18 protein-coding genes and 1 tRNA gene are annotated in these 17,865 nt (G+C 68.7%); 10 read left to right on the forward strand and 9 right to left on the reverse strand.

Annotated features, from left to right (window positions below):
• Together DI526_RS19925 and cpdR are read right to left on the reverse strand one after the other, a co-directional pair.
• Positions 1–75, reverse strand: a tRNA-Val gene (locus DI526_RS19925).
• 101 nt (positions 76–176) lie between these two features.
• Positions 177–533: a cell cycle two-component system response regulator CpdR gene (gene cpdR, locus DI526_RS19930; RefSeq protein WP_304281634.1), complete on the reverse strand. Its 357-nt coding sequence runs from the start codon at positions 531–533 to the stop codon at positions 177–179.
• A 169-nt stretch (positions 534–702) separates the two neighbouring features.
• Between cpdR and DI526_RS19935 the strand changes: the two genes are divergently transcribed.
• From DI526_RS19935 to DI526_RS19955, 5 genes are all read left to right on the forward strand, one after another.
• Positions 703–1,611, forward strand: a complete 909-nt coding sequence (locus DI526_RS19935; protein ID WP_304281638.1) for an N-formylglutamate amidohydrolase — start codon at positions 703–705, stop codon at positions 1,609–1,611.
• Between the two features lie 78 nt (positions 1,612–1,689).
• Positions 1,690–1,734 (forward strand): hypothetical protein, encoded by a 45-nt coding sequence (locus DI526_RS19940; RefSeq protein WP_181242883.1) that lies wholly within the window; start codon positions 1,690–1,692, stop codon positions 1,732–1,734.
• A 77-nt stretch (positions 1,735–1,811) separates the two neighbouring features.
• Positions 1,812–4,754 (forward strand): isoleucine--tRNA ligase, encoded by a 2,943-nt coding sequence (gene ileS, locus DI526_RS19945; protein WP_304281641.1) that lies wholly within the window; start codon positions 1,812–1,814, stop codon positions 4,752–4,754.
• Between the two features lie 144 nt (positions 4,755–4,898).
• Positions 4,899–5,405, forward strand: coding sequence for a signal peptidase II (lspA, locus tag DI526_RS19950; protein WP_304281643.1), 507 nt, complete (start codon positions 4,899–4,901; stop codon positions 5,403–5,405).
• 112 nt (positions 5,406–5,517) lie between these two features.
• The gene (locus DI526_RS19955; protein WP_304281644.1) at positions 5,518–6,087 is read left to right on the forward strand and encodes a DUF3035 domain-containing protein; all 570 of its coding nucleotides are present in this window, start codon (positions 5,518–5,520) and stop codon (positions 6,085–6,087) included.
• Between the two features lie 180 nt (positions 6,088–6,267).
• Here the strand turns inward: DI526_RS19955 and DI526_RS19960 are convergent, their stop codons facing one another.
• Entirely contained in the window at positions 6,268–7,212 is a 945-nt protein-coding gene (locus DI526_RS19960; RefSeq protein WP_304281647.1) for a TraB/GumN family protein, read from the reverse strand.
• 58 nt (positions 7,213–7,270) lie between these two features.
• On the reverse strand, positions 7,271–8,281 hold the full coding sequence (locus DI526_RS19965) for a TraB/GumN family protein (RefSeq protein WP_304281682.1): 1,011 nt from the start codon (positions 8,279–8,281) through the stop codon (positions 7,271–7,273).
• A gap of 139 nt (positions 8,282–8,420) precedes the next feature.
• On the opposite strand from DI526_RS19965, the gene mutL reads away from it, so the two are divergent.
• Positions 8,421–10,334, forward strand: coding sequence for a DNA mismatch repair endonuclease MutL (gene mutL, locus DI526_RS19970; protein ID WP_304281650.1), 1,914 nt, complete (start codon positions 8,421–8,423; stop codon positions 10,332–10,334).
• A gap of 3 nt (positions 10,335–10,337) precedes the next feature.
• On the opposite strand, the gene DI526_RS19975 is transcribed toward mutL, so the two are convergent.
• From DI526_RS19975 to DI526_RS19985, 3 genes are all read right to left on the reverse strand, one after another.
• Positions 10,338–11,546, reverse strand: coding sequence for a hypothetical protein (locus DI526_RS19975; RefSeq protein WP_304281652.1), 1,209 nt, complete (start codon positions 11,544–11,546; stop codon positions 10,338–10,340).
• 71 nt (positions 11,547–11,617) lie between these two features.
• On the reverse strand, positions 11,618–12,769 hold the full coding sequence (locus DI526_RS19980) for a hypothetical protein (RefSeq protein ID WP_304281655.1): 1,152 nt from the start codon (positions 12,767–12,769) through the stop codon (positions 11,618–11,620).
• A gap of 81 nt (positions 12,770–12,850) precedes the next feature.
• Positions 12,851–13,444: a GNAT family N-acetyltransferase gene (locus DI526_RS19985; RefSeq protein ID WP_304281684.1), complete on the reverse strand. Its 594-nt coding sequence runs from the start codon at positions 13,442–13,444 to the stop codon at positions 12,851–12,853.
• 156 nt (positions 13,445–13,600) lie between these two features.
• On the opposite strand from DI526_RS19985, the gene DI526_RS19990 reads away from it, so the two are divergent.
• Both DI526_RS19990 and DI526_RS19995 read left to right on the forward strand, forming a co-directional pair.
• Positions 13,601–14,905 carry an acyl-CoA dehydrogenase family protein gene (locus tag DI526_RS19990; protein WP_304281658.1) on the forward strand — a complete coding sequence of 435 codons (1,305 nt, stop codon included), beginning with the start codon at positions 13,601–13,603 and terminating at the stop codon, positions 14,903–14,905.
• Between the two features lie 186 nt (positions 14,906–15,091).
• The gene (locus DI526_RS19995) at positions 15,092–15,631 is read left to right on the forward strand and encodes a methylated-DNA--[protein]-cysteine S-methyltransferase (RefSeq protein ID WP_304281661.1); all 540 of its coding nucleotides are present in this window, start codon (positions 15,092–15,094) and stop codon (positions 15,629–15,631) included.
• On the opposite strand, the gene DI526_RS20000 is transcribed toward DI526_RS19995, so the two are convergent.
• Together DI526_RS20000 and DI526_RS20005 are read right to left on the reverse strand one after the other, a co-directional pair.
• On the reverse strand, positions 15,601–16,026 hold the full coding sequence (locus tag DI526_RS20000; protein WP_304281664.1) for a DUF4345 family protein: 426 nt from the start codon (positions 16,024–16,026) through the stop codon (positions 15,601–15,603). The two genes, DI526_RS19995 and DI526_RS20000, sit on opposite strands and share 31 nt — an antisense overlap.
• 19 nt (positions 16,027–16,045) lie before the next feature.
• The gene (locus tag DI526_RS20005; RefSeq protein ID WP_304281666.1) at positions 16,046–16,456 is read right to left on the reverse strand and encodes a VOC family protein; all 411 of its coding nucleotides are present in this window, start codon (positions 16,454–16,456) and stop codon (positions 16,046–16,048) included.
• Between the two features lie 177 nt (positions 16,457–16,633).
• On the opposite strand from DI526_RS20005, the gene groES reads away from it, so the two are divergent.
• Together groES and groEL are read left to right on the forward strand one after the other, a co-directional pair.
• Positions 16,634–16,924 carry a co-chaperone GroES gene (gene groES / locus DI526_RS20010; protein WP_013080760.1) on the forward strand — a complete coding sequence of 97 codons (291 nt, stop codon included), beginning with the start codon at positions 16,634–16,636 and terminating at the stop codon, positions 16,922–16,924.
• Positions 16,925–16,982: 58 nt separating this feature from the next.
• On the forward strand, positions 16,983–17,865 hold an 883-nt coding region (groEL, locus tag DI526_RS20015; RefSeq protein WP_304281673.1), incomplete at its 3' end, for a chaperonin GroEL.

Raw genomic sequence — 17,865 nt, forward strand, 5'->3', positions numbered from 1 at the left:
TGGTGGACGCGACAGGGATTGAACCTGTGACCCCTACGATGTCAACGTAGTGCTCTCCCGCTGAGCTACGCGTCCGCCGAAGCGATCCGAAGCGTCTTCAAGAAGACGTCCCGGCCGGGAAGGTGTGGGGGTATAGCGGCGGCTTTTCCGGTAGGCAAGCCGCCCCCGAAACTTTTTTAGGCGGCCATCATCTTTTCCACCTCAGCGACGAGGTCGCGCAGGTGGACGGGCTTGGACAGCACCTTCGAACCGGCCGGGGCGCGGTCCTGGGCCGAGAGGGCGACGGCGGCGAAACCGGTGATGAACATGATCCGCAGGCCCGGATCGCGGGCGGCGGCCTGGCGGGCCACCTCGATGCCGTCCATGCCGGGCATGACGATGTCGGTCAGCAGCAGGTCCCAGGGGGTGTCCAGGTGCTGGACGGCTTCCTCGCCGTCGGCGCAGGCCGTCACCTCGAACCCGGCGCGTTCCAGGGCGCGGGCCAGGAAGCCGCGGAGGGAGTCGTCGTCTTCGGCGAGAAGGATGCGGGCCATGAGGTCACGTGTCCTGAGGATTAAGAAGTCGTAGCTTCGGCCACCTTAGCAAGTTCAGCGTAAATCGGGGATGAACCTAAACGTCGCGGCTGTGGACGGATGCGGACCCCGGCTTGATCAGCGGTAAGTTGCCATTTGACCCCGGGGGCGCGGACTTCGATGATGGGCCATGAGCGCTGCGCGGCCGATCGTGTCTGAGACGCTGGAAACCCTGACCGGGCCGGCCTTCGAGGTCCTGCGCGCGGCCCCGCCCGGCGCGCCGCCGCCGACGGCCCTGGTCTTCGCCTCGCCCCACTCGGGCGGCGTCTATCCGGCGGAGATGGTCGAGGCCGCCCGCCTGCCGGTCGAGACCCTGCGCGGCTCCGAGGACGCCTTCGTCGATCGGGTGATCGCGGGCGCCCCCGGCCTCGGCGCGGCGGTGATTCTGGCCCGGCTGGCCCGCGCCTATGTCGACCTGAACCGCGAGCCGTGGGAGCTGGATCCGGCGATGTTCGACGAGGAGCTGCCCGACTACGCCCAGGGCCGCACCGCGCGCGTGGCGGCGGGGCTGGGGGCGATTCCCCGCGTCGCCGGCGAGGGGCGGCCGATCTACGCCCGCAAGCTGACCTTCGCCGAGGCGCGCGACCGGATCGAGCTGGCCCACCGTCCCTATCACGACGCGCTCGACCGCCAGCTGGCGGCGGCGCGCGCGGCGCACGGGGCGGCGATCCTGATCGACTGGCATTCCATGCCCGCCGCCGCCGCGCGGAGCGGGCGCGGCCGGGGCGGCTCGTGCGACATCGTGCTGGGCGACCGCTTCGGCGCGGCCTGCTCGCCCCGGCTGACCGGTCTGGTCGAGCGCGAGCTGGAGGCCCTGGGCTACCGCGTCGCCCGCAACGCGCCCTATGCCGGCGGCTATACCACCGAGCACTACGGCCGCCCGGCCAGACGCACCCACGCCCTGCAGATCGAGATCAATCGCGGCCTCTACATGGACGAGGACACCCGCGAGCCGACCGAGGGGCTGGCGAAGCTGACCGCCGACGCCGAGACGCTGACGCGGGCCCTGGCGGCGCTGGATGTGGCGGAGCTGAAGTAGCGCGCCGGAGGGGGGAGCGGAAATCGCCGTCCGCCGAAGCCTTTGCGCCACGGCCCCGCCTCTGCTATCCCCACCGCCATGAGTTCCGTTCGGAAGATTTCGCGAATTATCCGCCCGGCGTGACGCCGCCGGACGATCCTCCAGCGCGCGCCGGGTTCTCCCGCCCTCTTCCGACAATTCCAGAGCCGGATTCCAATCCCATGGCCGACGACGCCACGCCCGCCCGCGACTATCGCGAGACCGTCTTCCTTCCCGACACCCCGTTCCCGATGCGCGCGGGCCTGCCGAAGAAAGAGCCCGAGATCCTGGAGGGCTGGGCCGCTCTCTCGCCCAAGGGCCTCTACGGCGCGGTGCGCGCCAAGCGCCAGGCGGATCAGGCCAAGCTCTATGTGCTGCACGACGGCCCGCCCTACGCCAACGGCGCGATCCACATCGGCCACGCGCTGAACAAGATCCTGAAGGACTTCGTGGTCCGTTCGCGCTTCGCCCTCGGCTACGACGTCGACTACGTGCCGGGCTGGGACTGCCACGGCCTGCCGATCGAGTGGAAGATCGAGGAAAAGTTCCGCGCCCAAGGCCGCCGCAAGGACGAGGTTCCGGCCGAGGAGTTCCGCCGCGAATGCCGCGCCTATGCCGGCGGCTGGATCGAGGCCCAGAAGACCGAGTTCCAGCGCCTGGGCGTGCTGGGCGACTGGTGGAACCGCTACGCCACCATGGACTTCAGCTCGGAAGCGACGATCGTCGCCGAGTTCCACAAGTTCCTGGCCAGCGGCCAGCTCTATCGCGGCTCCAAGCCGGTGATGTGGAGCCCGGTCGAGCGCACGGCCCTGGCCGACGCCGAGATCGAGTACCACGACCACGTCTCGCCCACGATCTGGGTGAAGTTCCCGGTCGTCGAAGGCTCCGAGGCCGCCCAGGGCGCCAAGCTAGTGATCTGGACGACCACGCCGTGGACCATCCCGGCTAACCGCGCCGTCTCGTACAACCCCGACATCCCCTACGCCGTCTTCGAGGTGAAGGCGCTGGAGGAAGGTCTTGAGTTCGAGCCCTGGGCCAAGCCGGGCGACCGCCTGATCGTGGCCGAGAAGCTGGCCGGCGACGTCTTCAAGGCCGCCAAGGTCGCGGCCTGGGAGAAGGTCGAGAGCGTCGACTGCGAGGGCATGGTGCTGGCCCACCCGCTGGCCGACCTCGACAGCCACTACGGTTTCGCCGTGCCGATGCTGGCCGGCGACCACGTGACTGACGACGCCGGCACCGGCTTCGTCCACACCGCGCCGGGCCATGGCGCCGACGACTACCAGGTCTGGCTGGCCCACGGTCACCGCGAGATCCCCGACACCGTCGATCCGGACGGCGCCTACTATCCGCACGTCGCCCTGTTCGCGGGCCTCAAGGTCCTCGAGACTGAAGGCAAGAAGGTCGGCAAGTTCGGGCCCGCCAACGGCGCGGTCATGGAGAAGCTGATCGAGGCCGGCAACCTGCTGGCGCGCGGTCGCGTCGAGCACAGCTATCCGCACAGCTGGCGCTCCAAGGCCCCGGTGATCTTCCGCAACACCCCGCAGTGGTTCATCCGCATGGACCACGCGGTCGACAGCCTGGACGGCAAGACCCTGCGCGAAGTGGCCGTCCAGGCCATCGCCGACACCGCCTTCCACCCCGACGCCGGCCGCAACCGGATCGGCTCGATGGTCGAGACGCGTCCCGACTGGCTGATCAGCCGCCAGCGCAACTGGGGCACGCCGTTGGCCATGTTCGTGGACAAGCACACCGGCCACCCGCTGAACGACCCCGAGGTCAACGCCCGCATCCTGGCGGCCATCCGCGAGGGCGGCGCCGACGCCTGGTTCACCCGTCCCGACAGCGACTTCCTGGGCGCCCACGACCCGGCTCAATACGAGAAGATCACCGACATCCTCGATGTCTGGTTCGACAGCGGCTGCACCCACGCCTTCACGATCGAGGGCCGCGCCGACAGCCACTGGCCGGCGGACCTCTATCTGGAAGGCTCCGACCAGCACCGCGGCTGGTTCCAGTCCAGCTTGCTGGAAGGCTCCGGCACCCGGGGCCGCGCGCCCTACAAGGCCGTCCTGACCCATGGCTTCACCATGGACGAGAACGGCGAGAAGATGTCCAAGTCCAAGGGCAACACGGTCGAGCCGCAGGCGATCACCAAGGAGTCCGGCGCCGAGATCCTGCGCCTGTGGGCGGCCATGGTCGACTATTCGGAGGACCAGCGGATCGGCAAGACGATCCTGGCCACCACGACCGACGCCTATCGCAAGCTGCGCAACACCATGCGCTACCTGCTGGGCGCCCTGGCCGGCTTCACTGAGGAAGAGCGCGTCACCGACTACGCCGACTTCCCGCCGCTGGAGAAGTACATCCTGCACCGCCTGTGGGAGCTGGATGGCCAGGTGCGCGAGGCCTATGAGAGCTACCGGTTCTCGGACGTGATCCGGCCGCTGATCGAGTTCTGCCAGGGCGACCTGTCCGCGCTCTATTTCGACGTCCGCCGCGACAGCCTCTATTGCGACCGCCCCGACGCCCTCAAGCGCCGGGCCTATCGCACCGTGCTGGACCACGTGTTCGACCGCCTGACCATCTGGCTGGCCCCGCTGGCCAGCTTCACGATGGAAGAGGCGTGGGTGACCCGCTTCCCCGAGGCCGGTCCGGTCGCGCTGCGGGTGATCCCGGCGCGGGTCGACGCCTGGCGCAACGACGCCGAGGCCGCCCGCTGGGCCAAGGTCGAGACGGTCACCTCGGTGGTCACCGGCGCCCTGGAAGTCGAACGCCGCGAAAAGCGGATCGGCTCGGCTCTGGAGGCTAATCCGATCGTCTTCATCGTTGATAAGGACCTACTGGAAGCCTTCGAGGGTCTTGATCCCGCAGAGATCTTCCGGACCAGCGATGCCGAGATCATCAACCCAGACCTCGATGAGCGCTACAACACGGACGAGTATGCGCGCACACTATGCTTCTCGACCGACGTAGAGTTTGTCTGGGTGTTTCCGCGGAAGGCCGAAGGCAAGAAGTGCGCCCGCTCGTGGCGTATCCTGCCGGAAGTGGGAACCGACCCCCGCTATCCGGAGCTTAGCCTTCGCGACGCCGACGCCGTGGCCCACTGGGACGCGACGCACGGCTAGTTCTTTACCCTTCTCCCCTTGCGGGAGAAGGTGTCGCGCAGCGACGGATGAGGGGTTGCACGGCGATCCCCGAGAGACCCCTCATCCGACCTGCTTCGCAGGCCACCTTCTCCCGCAAGGGGAGAAGGAAGTTGGGGACGAGACTTGCCGCCCTTGAAAATCACCCGCCTCGGCTGGACCGCCTATGCGATCGCCGCCGCCGTCCTGGTGCTGGACCAGGTGTCCAAGCTCTGGATCCTCGGCCTCCTCGGCCGCGAGCAGGGCGCCAGCCTTGCGCTGCTGGGTCCGTTGCACCTGACCATGGTGCATAACTACGGCATGAGCTTTGGCCTGCTGAAGAACAGCGACTGGGGCCGCTGGCTGCTCACGGGCTTTTCGATCGTCGTGGTGATCGCCCTGGCGATCTGGGCGCGCAAGGCGACCAAGCTGCTGCCGGCCCTGGGCATCGGCATGATCATCGGCGGCGCCATCGGCAACAACCTGATCGACCGGGTGCTGTACGGCTATGTCGTCGACTTCATCGACGTGTCGCGGCTCTATTTCCCCTGGGTGTTCAACGTCGCCGACTCGGGCATTTCGGTGGGCGTGGCGCTGCTGCTGCTGGACAGCTTCCTGTCCGAAGAGAGCAAACTGTCCCACCAGACCGAGTAGTTTGGCCGATTGCCGCCGCAATCGCGTGGGACATTGGCGCCTGCGCGAGGATGTCGTATCGAGAGCGTCCGAATTTTTGGGCCGGGGGTCGGCTCTGCTGGAGCATGGTTTGATGAGTTTCAAACGGGTCGCCGCTGTTAGCGCCCTGACCGTCGTGGCCGCGATCGGCCTGGCCGGCTGCACCTCGGCGAAGAAGGCCCTGGGGATGGACAAGGTCGTCCCTGACGAATTCCGCGTGGTCAGCAAGGCGCCGCTGGTGGTGCCGCCCGACTATTCGCTGCGTCCGCCGGCCCCCGGCGAGCCGCGCCCGCAGGAGCTGCAGCCCGAAAGCGCCGCCCGCGCCGCCCTCATCGGCCAGAGCAACGCCGCCGGCCGCTCTGAAGGCGAGAAGCTGCTGGTCGCCCGCGCCGGCTCGGACAAGGCCGACCCGCTGATCCGCTTCGTCGTCGACGACGAGAACGGCGACCTGGCCCACAAGGACGAGAGCTTCGCCAGCAAGGTGATGTTCTGGAAGAAGGGTCAGTCCAAGACCAACGTGACGACGGCCGCCGAGTCGGGCGCCAACGCCCCGCTGGAAGTCGACGCCGCCGCCGAGGAGGCTCGCCTCAAGAAGCTGGTCGGCACGGGCGGCGTGGTCATCAGCCGCGAAAAGAAGGGCGGCATCAAGCTGCCGGGCCTGTAGGGCCGGACTTTCCGCTGGAAAACAGGACGGCCCGTAGCCTCGCGGTTCCGGGCCGTTTTTTCTCCTCCCCCACTGGGGGAGGTGGCCTAAAAGGCCGGAGGGGGCGGCTCGGCGTAGGCCGCATCAGCCACCTCAGTCGCTCCGCGACAGCTCCCCCAAAGGGGGGGGAGCAGAGTTTTATCATCCCTCCGCCGGCGTCCGCACGGTGATCCCGCGCGCCCGCAGCTTGTCCAGCACGCCGTTCTCGGCGACCAGGGCGCGGAGCGGGAAATAGGCGACCGCGTGGCCAGGGGTCTTGAGAAGATCGGCCAGGGCCTGGACCTCGTCCTCGATCAGCTGGCGCTTCAGGTCGACGACGCCGGGCATCAGCAGCTCGCAGCGTTCGGCGCTGCGCGGTCCCGCCAGCGCGTCCTTGACCCGCCCCTTGGCCCAGGCGTCAGCGGCGGCCCGGATCGGCGCGGGCCCCGCCTCGGTCGCGTCCAGCGTCTCGGACAGGCAGGTCAGCCCCGCCGCCTCGCTGTGCTCGCGGACCAGGGTCTTCAGCATCGGCATGGCCTTGTGGACCGCCGCGGGACGCGACTTCACGCGCCGCTTGCGGGCCAGATCGCTGATGGTCCGGTCGGGTTCGGAGACCTTCAGCTGGGCCTCGCCGTTGGCCTTGTTGTTGAGCTGCAGGGCCACGAAGGCCGGCTTCCATTTCCGCCACGCGTCGGCGTTCTTGGGATCGACGGCGCTCCAGGCCCGCTGGGTGCGGGCGGCGAGCGCGGGGGAGCGGGCGATCCAATCGCCGTCGTCCTTCAACTGACCGCGCAGGCGCAGCATCGCCGGAATGTCGGTCAGGCCCGCCTGCCAGACCGGCGGCGTCAGCAACACCGACGCCCCGTCCAGCCGCCGCTCCAGCACCGACCGGTCCCAGGCCATCCCCTTGGGCAAGGCGCTCGGGACGCCCAGGACATAGATCGTGGTGTCGCCGTCCGAGACCCGCCACCAGGCCGGGCCCGGCAGCTTGGCGCTGACCACCAGGGCGTCGACGACATTGGCCTCGGGGTCTTCGATCGCCTGGGCCCTCGCCGCGCCTCCCGTCATCGCCGCGGCCAGCATCAGCCCCGCCAGGATCGTCCGCATCTCGTCCCCTCCGTGTTGCGGCTCAACCGTCGCGGGACCGTGTGGCCGAAGCTTGGCCTTATTCGGGCGCGGTTACGGTGAAGCCCTTGGCGCGCAGGCGGTCTAGCACCCCGCCCTCGGTCAGCAACGAGCGCAGCTCGATGACCGCCACCGCCTTGCCGGGCTTCTTCAGCGCCGAGGTGATGGCGGAGACCGCGTCGTCCTGGCCGTCCTTGAACTGGCGCGCGATCCAGGGCGTCGAGGCCAGGCAGCGCTGGAAGCCGCGATCGGCCGCGACGACCTCGCGCACCTGCCCCTCGGCCCACTGCTCGGCGGTCTCGCGGACGCTGGCCAGGCCGTTCTCGGCCTGACGCAGGCCCGCGTCCAGGCACAGCTCCTGCAGCGGCTGGGGCGCCTCCGCCAACGACTTGACCATGCCGATCAGGTCGTAGTCGTCCAGTTTCTTGACCCGCGGCTGGACCTTGAGATCCTTGCTCTTGGCCAGGTCGCGAATACGGTCGGTGAGGTCGCCCACGTTGATCGAGACGCTGCCGTCACGGCTGTTGGCGATGACGAAACCCGCCAGCGCCGGCTTCATATCATCGTATTCGCTGAGCGGCTTGCCTCGCGCCTTCAGCTGCTTCTCCAGCCGCGCGCGCAGTTCGGGCGGCAGGGTCTCGCGCATCGGGGTGGCCATCATGAACTGCTTGCCCCGCCCTGGGATCAAGGCCAGCAGGCTGAGAATCCGGACCTCGGGCTCCTGGCCGATGATCAGCACGTTGGCGCCGTCCAGCCGTCTGCGGAGCACCGAGTCGTCGAAGTCCTGCTTTCGCGGCGTGAAGGCCGGTACGCCCATCACATAGACGGTGGTGTCGCCGTCCGAGACCTTCCACCAGGCAGGCCCCGGCAGGCGCGCATTGACGATCAGCTCCTCGACGAGGTTGGCCTGGCTGTCGACCGGCGTCAGGTCCACGGGCTTGGTCTGGTGGATCGAGACCTTGTTCCTACCTTGAACCTGGGCCAGGGCCGAGCCGCCCAGCAGCAGCGAAAGCGTCAGGCCGGCGGCGGCGATGCGGGGCAGGATCAAGATGGCTGTTCCTCGAACGGCGGCGGAATCGCGCTAAATAGATGTGTCCTCCTTGCTTGGCTGACGGGCCGTCGGCCGGTCAAATTAAGGAGTCGCAATGGTGGCGCTCGCCGCTCGGCGCGCTCCCTCGAAAGTCCGCTTGATGCCCATCCGCCGCCTGCCGCCCGAGACCGTCAACCGCATCGCCGCCGGCGAGGTGGTCGAACGGCCGGCCAGCGCCATCAAGGAGCTGGTCGACAACGCCATCGACGCCGGCGCCACGCGGATCGAGGTCGAGGCTCACGGCGGCGGCCTGACCCGCATCCTGGTGGCCGACGACGGCTGCGGTCTTTCCGCCGAGGAGCTGCCGGTCGCGATCGAGCGTCACGCGACCTCGAAGCTCGCGCCCGACGCCGACGGGCTGTGGGACCTCTTGCGCATCCACACCATGGGCTTCCGGGGCGAGGCCTTGCCGTCGATCGGTTCGGTGGCGCGGCTGCAGATCAGCTCCCGCGCCAAGGGGCAGTCGGACGCCCACTCGATCCTGGTCGAGGGCGGCCAGGTCGGCGACGTCGCCCCCGCCGCCTTCCCCGGCCCGCACGGGGCGCGGATCGAGGTGCGGGACCTGTTCTACGCCACGCCGGCGCGCCTCAAGTTCATGAAGTCCGAGCGCGCCGAGGCCCTGGCGATCACCGAGGAGATCAAACGCCAGGCCATGGCCAACGAGAGCGTCGGCTTCTCGCTGGACATCGACGGCCGCCGGGTGCTGCGCCTGCCGCCCGAGCATCCGGGGCCGCAAGGCCGCCTCGCCCGTTTGGCCGCCGTGCTGGGCCGCGAGTTCCAGGACAACGCGCTGGAGATCGACCAAGTCCGCGACGGCGTGCGCCTGTCGGGCTTCGCGGGCCTGCCGACCTACAACCGCGGCAACGCCGCCCACCAGTATCTGTTCGTCAACGGCCGCCCCGTCCGCGACCGGCTGCTGCAAGGCGCCCTGCGCGCGGCCTATGCCGATTTCCTGGCGCGAGACCGCCATCCAACGGCGGCCTTGTACGTCACGCTCGATCCGACCGAGGTCGACGTCAACGTCCACCCGGCCAAGGCCGAGGTGCGCTTCCGCGACCCGGCCCTGGTGCGCGGCCTGATCGTCGGCGCGCTGCGTCACGCCCTGGCCGGCGCCGGTCACCGCGCCTCGACCACCGTCGCCGCCCAGGCCCTGGACAGCATCCGCGCCCAGCAGAGCCCGTTCCCGGGCTACCAGCCGCAGTACCAACCGGGTCCGTCGGCGGCGGGCTTCTCGGCCTGGCGCGAGGGCGGCTGGACGCCGCCGACCCAGCGACCGATGGATTTGCCCGGGCTTTCGGAAGTCTCGGCGAGGGTTGAGCCCGCCTATGGCGGCGAGCTGGCCGAGGTGGTGCGCGAGGCCTATGGACGCGTCGCCTTCGAAAACCATCCGACCACGGACTATCAGGCCGCAGGCGCGCCGTTCGACCCCATCGACTACCCGCTGGGCGCTGCGCGGGCCCAGGTTCACGAGACCTACATCGTCTCCCAGACCCGCGACGGCATGGTCATCGTCGACCAGCACGCCGCCCACGAGCGTCTCGTTTATGAGCGGATGAAGGGCGAGATGGCGGCCGGCGGCGTCGCCCGCCAGACCCTGCTGCTGCCGGAGGTCGTGGACCTCGATCCGGCCGAGGCCGAGCGCGTGGTCGCCCGCGCCGAGGAGCTGGCCAGCCTGGGCCTTGTCATCGAAAGCTTCGGCCCTGGCGCCGTGCTGGTGCGCGAGACGCCGGCCCTGCTCGGCAAGACCGACGCGGCCGGCCTGGTGCGCGACATCGCCGACGACCTGGCCGAGAACGGCGCGGCCCTGGCGCTGAAGGAGCGGCTGGAAGAGGTCTGCTCGACCATGGCCTGCCACGGCAGCGTCCGCGCCGGCCGCCGCCTGAACGGCGCTGAAATGAACGCCCTGCTGCGCGAGATGGAGGCCACGCCCCACTCGGGCCAGTGCAACCACGGCCGCCCGACCTATGTGGAACTGAAGCTGGCCGATATCGAGAAGCTGTTCGGGCGGCGGTAGGCCTCAGCCCAAGGCGATCGGGGCGCCCTCGGCGGCGGCGAGGGGCTTGTCGAGCAGGGTGGTGATCGCCGGGCCCTGGACGCGGGCTATGCCCCCGGCCCGGCAGGCCTCGAGCTCGGCGCGGGTGGCGACGCCGGCCACGCCCTGAAGCACGCCCTTGCCGTCATAGACGGTCTTGCGCTCGGCGAACCTCTGGATCGTGCTCATCCGGTCGAACTCGGTCTCGCCGGTCAGCGACAGGGTGACGCTGTCGATCAGCTCCGGCGGCAGGCCGTGGATCGGGAAGGTTGGGTCGTCGACCCGCAGGTCCATGAACGCGAAGCTGCCCTTCAGGAAGGCGCGCATCTGTTGCAGCATGCCCAGCGAGGCCTCGCGCGGCGTGCCGTAGATGGTGGCGACCAGGCGCGGCTGCTGATCGAGCGGATAGCGCGACAGGCGGCTCTTGTAGGCGTCTTGCGCCGAGGGCGTCGTCAGGTTCCAGAAGCCGAACGGCACCAGGATCTGGCCGAACGGCGAGGCCTTCAGCGCGACCTGGGCGTCGGTCAGGCAGACGAGGTCGCGCTTGAGGAGCTTGTCGTCGTCTTCGGGCGGCGGCTGCAGCAGGTCGGCGCGCATGCCGATCAGCGAGGCGGCGAAGGCGTCGGCGCCAAGGTCGTAGACGCCCCACCACGCGGTCTGGGCCGGCGGCGGCGGGGGCGGCGCGGCCTTGGCCGGAACGGGGGCCTTGGCCGGCTTGGCCGACTTGTCCGCCAGCGGAATCTCCACCGCCTGGCCCTTGGCCTCGGCCGGCGTGCTGGGCACCGCCTCGACCGCCTCGGCGGTGATCACGTGGACGCGGCCGGCCTCGCCGGCATAGCCCTTGCCGGCGACGAGGCCGGCCAGATCCTGCTGGGACAGGCTGGCGAACTTCAGGACGGCGGTCTCATCGCCCTCGAAGGTCATCAGGCAGACCTGGCCGCCCTTCTTGCCGGGAAACAGCACCTGCTCCAGCTCGGCGGCCAGGCCCTGCATCTCGCTGGGATCGAGCTCGGTCACCCGGTTGTCAGCCAGCACGAAGGCCAGCGGCGCCACCGCGCCGCACTTGCGCGGCGCGCGCCAGCGCGACTTGAGGAAGGCGTCGGCCACGGCTTGGGCCTTCGACTTGGGCACCTCGCCCGGGAGGCTCTCCTCGCCGGCGTTGAACAGGATGCGGAGGCAGGCGATAGCCGTCATGATTGCAACATTAGGTAGGAGTCCTCGCCAATTCGTTGAGGAGTCCAGCGGAAGGCGGGCGGCCGCGCCTCTTACACGGCCAACGGAAGCTCATCGATCGCCGCCTCTTGCTCGGCGATCGGCGCGGCGAACAAGCCGCAGATAAACGGTCCGGCGACGGTGGTGGCGCCCATCCGCCGCGCCAGCTCCAGCTCGCGCGCATTGCGCACGCCGGAGAGACCCTGGCGCATGCGACGCCCAGCATAAACCTTACGATCCGTCAGAAAGCGATGGACCTTCAGCAGGCGCGACTTTTCGTCCTCGCCCTCCAGCTGAAGGATGACACCCTGCGCCAGGCCTTCGGGCACGGTCTGGCAGTAGAAGCCGGGGTCGGTCACGCGAAGGTCGACCCGGGCGAAGTGGGGCGCGACCTCGCGCAGCGGCGCGATCGCCGAGAACGGCAGGTCGCGGGGGACCTCGTAGACCACGGCCGCCATCCGCTCGCGCACGTGCGGCGCCAGAGCCGTCAGCCGGGCCAGATAGGCCTCGCGGCTTCCCGCGCGCACCACGCTCCACATCCGCACACCGACCCAGGCCTTGAGCGCGGGGTCGGCCTCCAGCGCCGTGACGGCGCGATCGAAGGCCAGCAGGTCGTGCTCGGCGAAGGTGGCGTCGTCCTGCGGCTCCGGCGCGCCCGCCTTGCGGACGACCATGATCTCGGAGCTCTCGAATTTCTGGCTTCCCAGGTTGTAGACGCCGCGCCAGCCCAGGTGGATCGGCGCGGGCGCCTCGGCCTTGGGCTTGGCCGCGACGACCCGCGGGGTCGAGCCCCAGGGCGCCAGCTCGGCGACGCCGTCCTGGCGGATCAGGCGCGTACGGCCTTCCGGCGGCGGCGGCTTGCCCCCGCGCATGGCCAGCAATTCGTCTTCAGTCAGGGTCGAGAACTGGAGAACCTTCTCCTCCTCGCCCTCGAAGGTCAGCATGCACAGGTCGTCGCGCCCCTGGGTGCCGAACAGCCGCAGCTGCAGGTCCTGGGCCATCCGGCGCAGTTCCTCGCCGTCCAGGAACTGGGCGTGCGGATCGACCAGCACATAGGCGCCGGGCGCCACGCGGCCATACCGGCGCGGCGCGGGCCAGTGGGCCTCGATATAGGCCGAGGCGGTCTTGTCGATCTTGGCCGGAGTCACGCCCTCGACGGCCGTCTCGCGCGCGCCGTGCTCAATGCAGATTCGAAGACAAGCCATCCCGCCCATGCGCGGGATTGGAGGGGCCTAATGTTGAGAAATGCTTGTCAGGGTTAAGGGCGCGACATCTCGCCACGGACCTCAGACGAAGGTCTCGGACAACCGGAAATCCAGGCGCTGGCGCACGCCCGGCCAGTCGTAATCGGTGATCGAGAAGATCGCGGTGTCGCGGACATAGCCGGTCCAGGTGATCTTGTGGTTGCGCAGCACGCCTTCCTTGGTGGCGCCCAGCTTCTGGATCGCGGCCTGGCTGCGGGCGTTGCGCACGTCGGTGACCAGCTCGACCCGGATGGCGCCGCAGTTGAAGGCGTGGCCCAGCATCAGCCGCTTGCTCTCGGGATTGATCGGCCCGGACCGCGCGTCGGGATTGAGGAAGGTCGCGCCGATCTCCAGCCCGCAATGGACGCGGCGGATGTTCAGGAAGCTGGAGGTGCCGACCACCTTGCCGTCCGACAGGCGGCGGATCGCGAAGCCGATGCGCTCGGCGCGGTCGGTCTCGCCCTGCAGCGCGCCCCAGAAGTCGTCGAAGCCTTCGCCGCAGCCATTGACCGACATGATCTCCCAGCTCTCGGGATCGCAGTCGATGGCGGCCTTCAGCTCGTCGCGGTGATCGACGGTGACGGGTTCGAGCCGGACGTGGCGGCCCTCGAGGATGTCGGCGGTCAGGTTCAGCATGGCCTCGTTGTCCGACAGGCGCGGGCCGAACACAAGACGCCGGCCGGCGCCTTAAGCGATCGGACGCCGACCTGCCCGCTTGCCGGGCGCGGAATGGCGGTCTACAAATGCTTCAAACAAGTGTTTGAGACACGCCGAGCGGGCAGAGGGAACGCCATGGACTTCGACATTTCCCCCAAGCAACGGGTCTTCCTGGATCGCGTCAACGCGTTCATGGACGAGCACGTCTATCCGGCGATCCCGGCCTACGAGGCCGAGATGAACGTCCTGGGCCAGGAGCGCTGGAAGGTCGTCCAGGTGCTGGAAGAGCTGAAGAAGAAGGCCAAGGCCGCGGGCCTCTGGAACTTCTTCATGCCGCCGCACAGCGGCCAGCATCACGTCGACGACACCTTCCAGTTCGAAGGCGAGCAGCTGACGAACCTGGAATACAGCCTGATCGCCGAGCAGATGGGCAAGGTTGGCTTCGGCTCCGAGGTCTTCAACTGCTCGGCGCCCGACACCGGCAACATGGAAGTGCTGATGCGCTACGGCACGCTGGCGCAGAAGGAGCGCTGGCTGCGGCCGCTGATGAACGGCGAGATCCGCTCGGCCTTCCTGATGACCGAGCCGGCGGTGGCCAGCTCGGACGCCACCAACATCGAGACCCGCATCGAGCGCGACGGCGACCACTACGTGATCAACGGTCGCAAGTGGTGGAGCTCGGGCGTGGGCGATCCGCGCTGCAAGGTGGCGATCGTGATGGGCAAGATCGATCCGACCGCCTCGACCCACCAGCAGCAGAGCCAGGTCCTGGTGCCCATGGACGCCCCCGGCATCGAGGTCGTCCGCATGCTGCCGGTGTTCGGCTATGACGACGCCCCACACGGCCACGCCGAGGTCATCCTCAAGGACGTCCGCGTGCCGGTCGAGGAGGCCCTGCTCCTGGGCGAAGGCCGCGGCTTCGAGATCGCGCAGGGCCGCCTCGGTCCCGGCCGCATCCACCACTGCATGCGCACGATCGGCGCGGCCGAGGTGGCGCTGGAAAAGATGATCAAGCGCCTGATGACCCGGAAAGCGTTCGGCAAGTACCTGTCCGATCACTCGGTCTGGGAGCAGCGCATCGCCGAGGCCCGCATCGACATCGAGATGTGCCGCCTGCTGTGCCTGAAGGCCGCCGACATGATGGACAAGGCCGGCAACAAGTCGGCCCGCCTCGAGATCGCGATGATCAAGGTCGCCGCCCCGCGTATCGCTCTGAAGGTGATCGACGACGCCATCCAGGCCCACGGCGGCGGCGGCGTCACCACCGACTTCGGCCTCGCCAAGCTCTATGCCGGCATCCGCACGCTGCGCCTGGCCGACGGCCCGGACGAGGTCCACTGCCGCACCATCGCCCGCATGGAAATGTCCAAGTACGGCGACCTGGCCTACAAGCAGAAGGCCGAACGCGACGCGGCCCTGCACGTGCCGGGGATTCGCTGATCTCCCCCTTCCCCCTCGATGGGGGAAGGGTCGGGGATGGGGGTGATCTGCTGAACTGACGGCCTCGCGCTGCATCAGCCATCGTGATCACCCCCACCCTACCCTCCCCCATCAAGGGGGAGGGAGCGCTGCTGTCACCGCAAAATCCGGGCGGACAGGCTCGGGCCGTCGGGCGATCATCGCCTCATGACCCGCCCCACTCGCCTCTTCCTGGACCGCGCGCCCTCGCCGATCGGCGAGCTGCTGATCGTCACCGACGAGACCGGCCTGCTGCGCGCCGTCGACTTCCATGACTTCGAGCCCCGGCTACGGCGGCTGCTGCGCCTGCACTACGGCGACATCTCGCTGGAGGCCGGCGAAGCTCCTGCCGAGACCAAGGCCGCCTTCGCCCGCTACTTCGCCGGCGACATCTCGGCCCTATCCGCTCTGATCTGGGACACCGGCGGCACGCCATTCCAGCGGTCGGTCTGGCGCGCCCTGGCCGCCATTCCGCCCGGCGAGACGGTCACCTATTCAGAGCTGGCCCGCCGGGTGGAGCGCCCCGCCGCCATCCGCGCGGTCGGCGCGGCCAACGGCGCCAACCCGCTCAGCCTCGTCGCGCCCTGCCACCGGGTGATCGGCGCGAGCGGCGCTCTCACCGGCTATGCCGGCGGGATCGAGCGCAAGCGCTGGCTGCTGGCGCACGAAGGCGTAACTCAGGCGAAGCCCATGCCCCTCGCCACATAGGGGCCGACATTGAAGAACGGCAGGCTCAAGGTGATCCCGATCAGGGCGTTGAAGACGATCGAGCCGGCGTTGAAGCGCCCCGCCGCTCCGTCCATCGCCGCCGACAGCGCCCGCGCCGCCGCCGCGCCCAGCCAGCCGACGGCCAGCGCCAGGGCCATGGCCGCGCCGAGCCTGGGCTGATAGCCGAGGTAAAGCGCCGCGATTCCGTGTGAGGCGATCAGCATGCCGCCGAACGCCCGGCCTTCCGCGAACAGCGGAGACTTTGGGGTTTCCTCGTCGGCGAGGCCGGCGAAACCGAGCATGGTCTGCGGCCGCGCCAGGATCATGCCCCCCAAGGCGCCGCCGATGACGCAGGCCACCACCGCCAGGAACAGGGACAGGACGTAGCTGGACATCGGCTCTCCTCAGCGCCCGTCAGGCGGGCGCGTGACAGACGGCCTCGACGTTTCGACCGTCCGGGTCAAGAACGAAAGCGCCATAATAATTGGGATGATAGTGAGGCCGAAGCCCCGGCGGGCCGTTGTCGGTCCCGCCCGCCGCCAGGGCCGCGGCGTGGAACGCGTCGACCTGCGCCCGATCGGCCGCCAGAAAGGCGACGTGCATGGCGCCGGTCGGCGTCGTCCCCTCGCTGATCCAGAAGTTCGGCTTGCCGATCTGGAGGTCCGGCCTCGCCGGCGTCGCGCCATAGCCGAGATGCGCCGCTCCGCCGGTCTGCTCGGCCGTCACGCTCAGGACAACGGACAGCCCCAAAGGGGCCAAGGCCGCATCGTAGAAGACCTTCGCGGCCTTGAGATCGCTGGCCGTCACCCCGATATGGTCGATCACCGAAAGGCCTCCCGTTAACCGCCCGACGAAAAAACTTCACCTCGGGCGTTCTTGACTCCCCGAAGGCCGGCGCCTAACTGACGCTCGTCGTTAGCACTCGGAGGGAGCGACTGCTAACAGCACCGCTCCCCCTGCCGACGAAGCCTTTAAATCAAACCGTTCCGACGGAGAACCACAATGAAGTTTCGTCCCCTGGGCGACCGCGTCCTCGTGAAGCGCGTCGAAGAAGAAACCAAGACCAAGGGCGGGATCATCATTCCCGACACGGCGAAGGAAAAGCCTCAAGAAGGCGAAGTCGTCGCGGTCGGCCCCGGCGCTCGCAACGACAAGGGCGAAGTCGTCGCCCTGGACGTCAAGGCTGGCGACCGCATCCTGTTCGGCAAGTGGTCGGGCACCGAAGTGAAGGTCGACGGTCAGGACCTCCTGATCATGAAGGAAAGCGACGTCCTGGGCGTGGTCGAGGCTTAAGGCCTCCTCCGTCCTCCGACGCTTTCTCCCCTAACCTCTTTCCAGAAAGGCACCACACATGGCCGCCAAAGACGTTTATTTCTCGTCCGACGCCCGCGACCGCATGCTGCGCGGCGTCAACATCCTCGCCAACGCGGTGAAGGTCACCCTGGGCCCGAAGGGCCGCAACGTCGTCATCGAAAAGTCGTTCGGCGCTCCGCGCACGACCAAGGACGGCGTCTCGGTCGCCAAGGAAATCGAACTGTCGGATAAGTTCGAGAACCTCGGCGCGCAGATGATCCGCGAAGTCGCGTCCAAGACCAACGACAAGGCCGGCGACGGCACCACGACCGCCACGGTCCTGGCCCAGGCCATCGTCCAGGAAGGCCTCAAGTCGGTCGCCGCCGGCATGAACCCGATGGACCTGAAGCGCGGTATCGACAAGGCCGTTCTGGTCGCCGTCGAGGACATCAAGAAGTCCTCGAAGAAGGTCACCACCAACGCTGAAATCGCTCAAGTCGGCACCATCTCGGCCAACGGCGACAAGGAAGTCGGCGAGATGATCGCCAAGGCGATGGACAAGGTCGGCAACGAAGGCGTCATCACCGTCGAGGAAGCCAAGACCGCCGAGACCGAACTCGACGTCGTCGAAGGCATGCAGTTCGACCGCGGCTACCTGTCGCCGTACTTCATCACCAACGCCGACAAGATGGAAGTTCAGCTGGAAGAGCCGCTGATCCTCCTGTTCGAAAAGAAGCTGTCGTCGCTGCAGCCGCTGCTGCCGGTGCTGGAAGCCGTCGTCCAGTCGGGCCGTCCGCTGCTGATCATCGCTGAAGACGTCGAAGGCGAAGCCCTGGCCACGCTGGTCGTCAACAAGCTGCGTGGCGGCCTGCGCGTCGCCGCCGTCAAGGCTCCGGGCTTCGGCGACCGCCGCAAGGCCATGCTGGAAGACATCGCCATCC

Source organism: Caulobacter segnis (assembly GCF_003243465.1).
Lineage (GTDB): Bacteria > Pseudomonadota > Alphaproteobacteria > Caulobacterales > Caulobacteraceae > Caulobacter > Caulobacter segnis_A.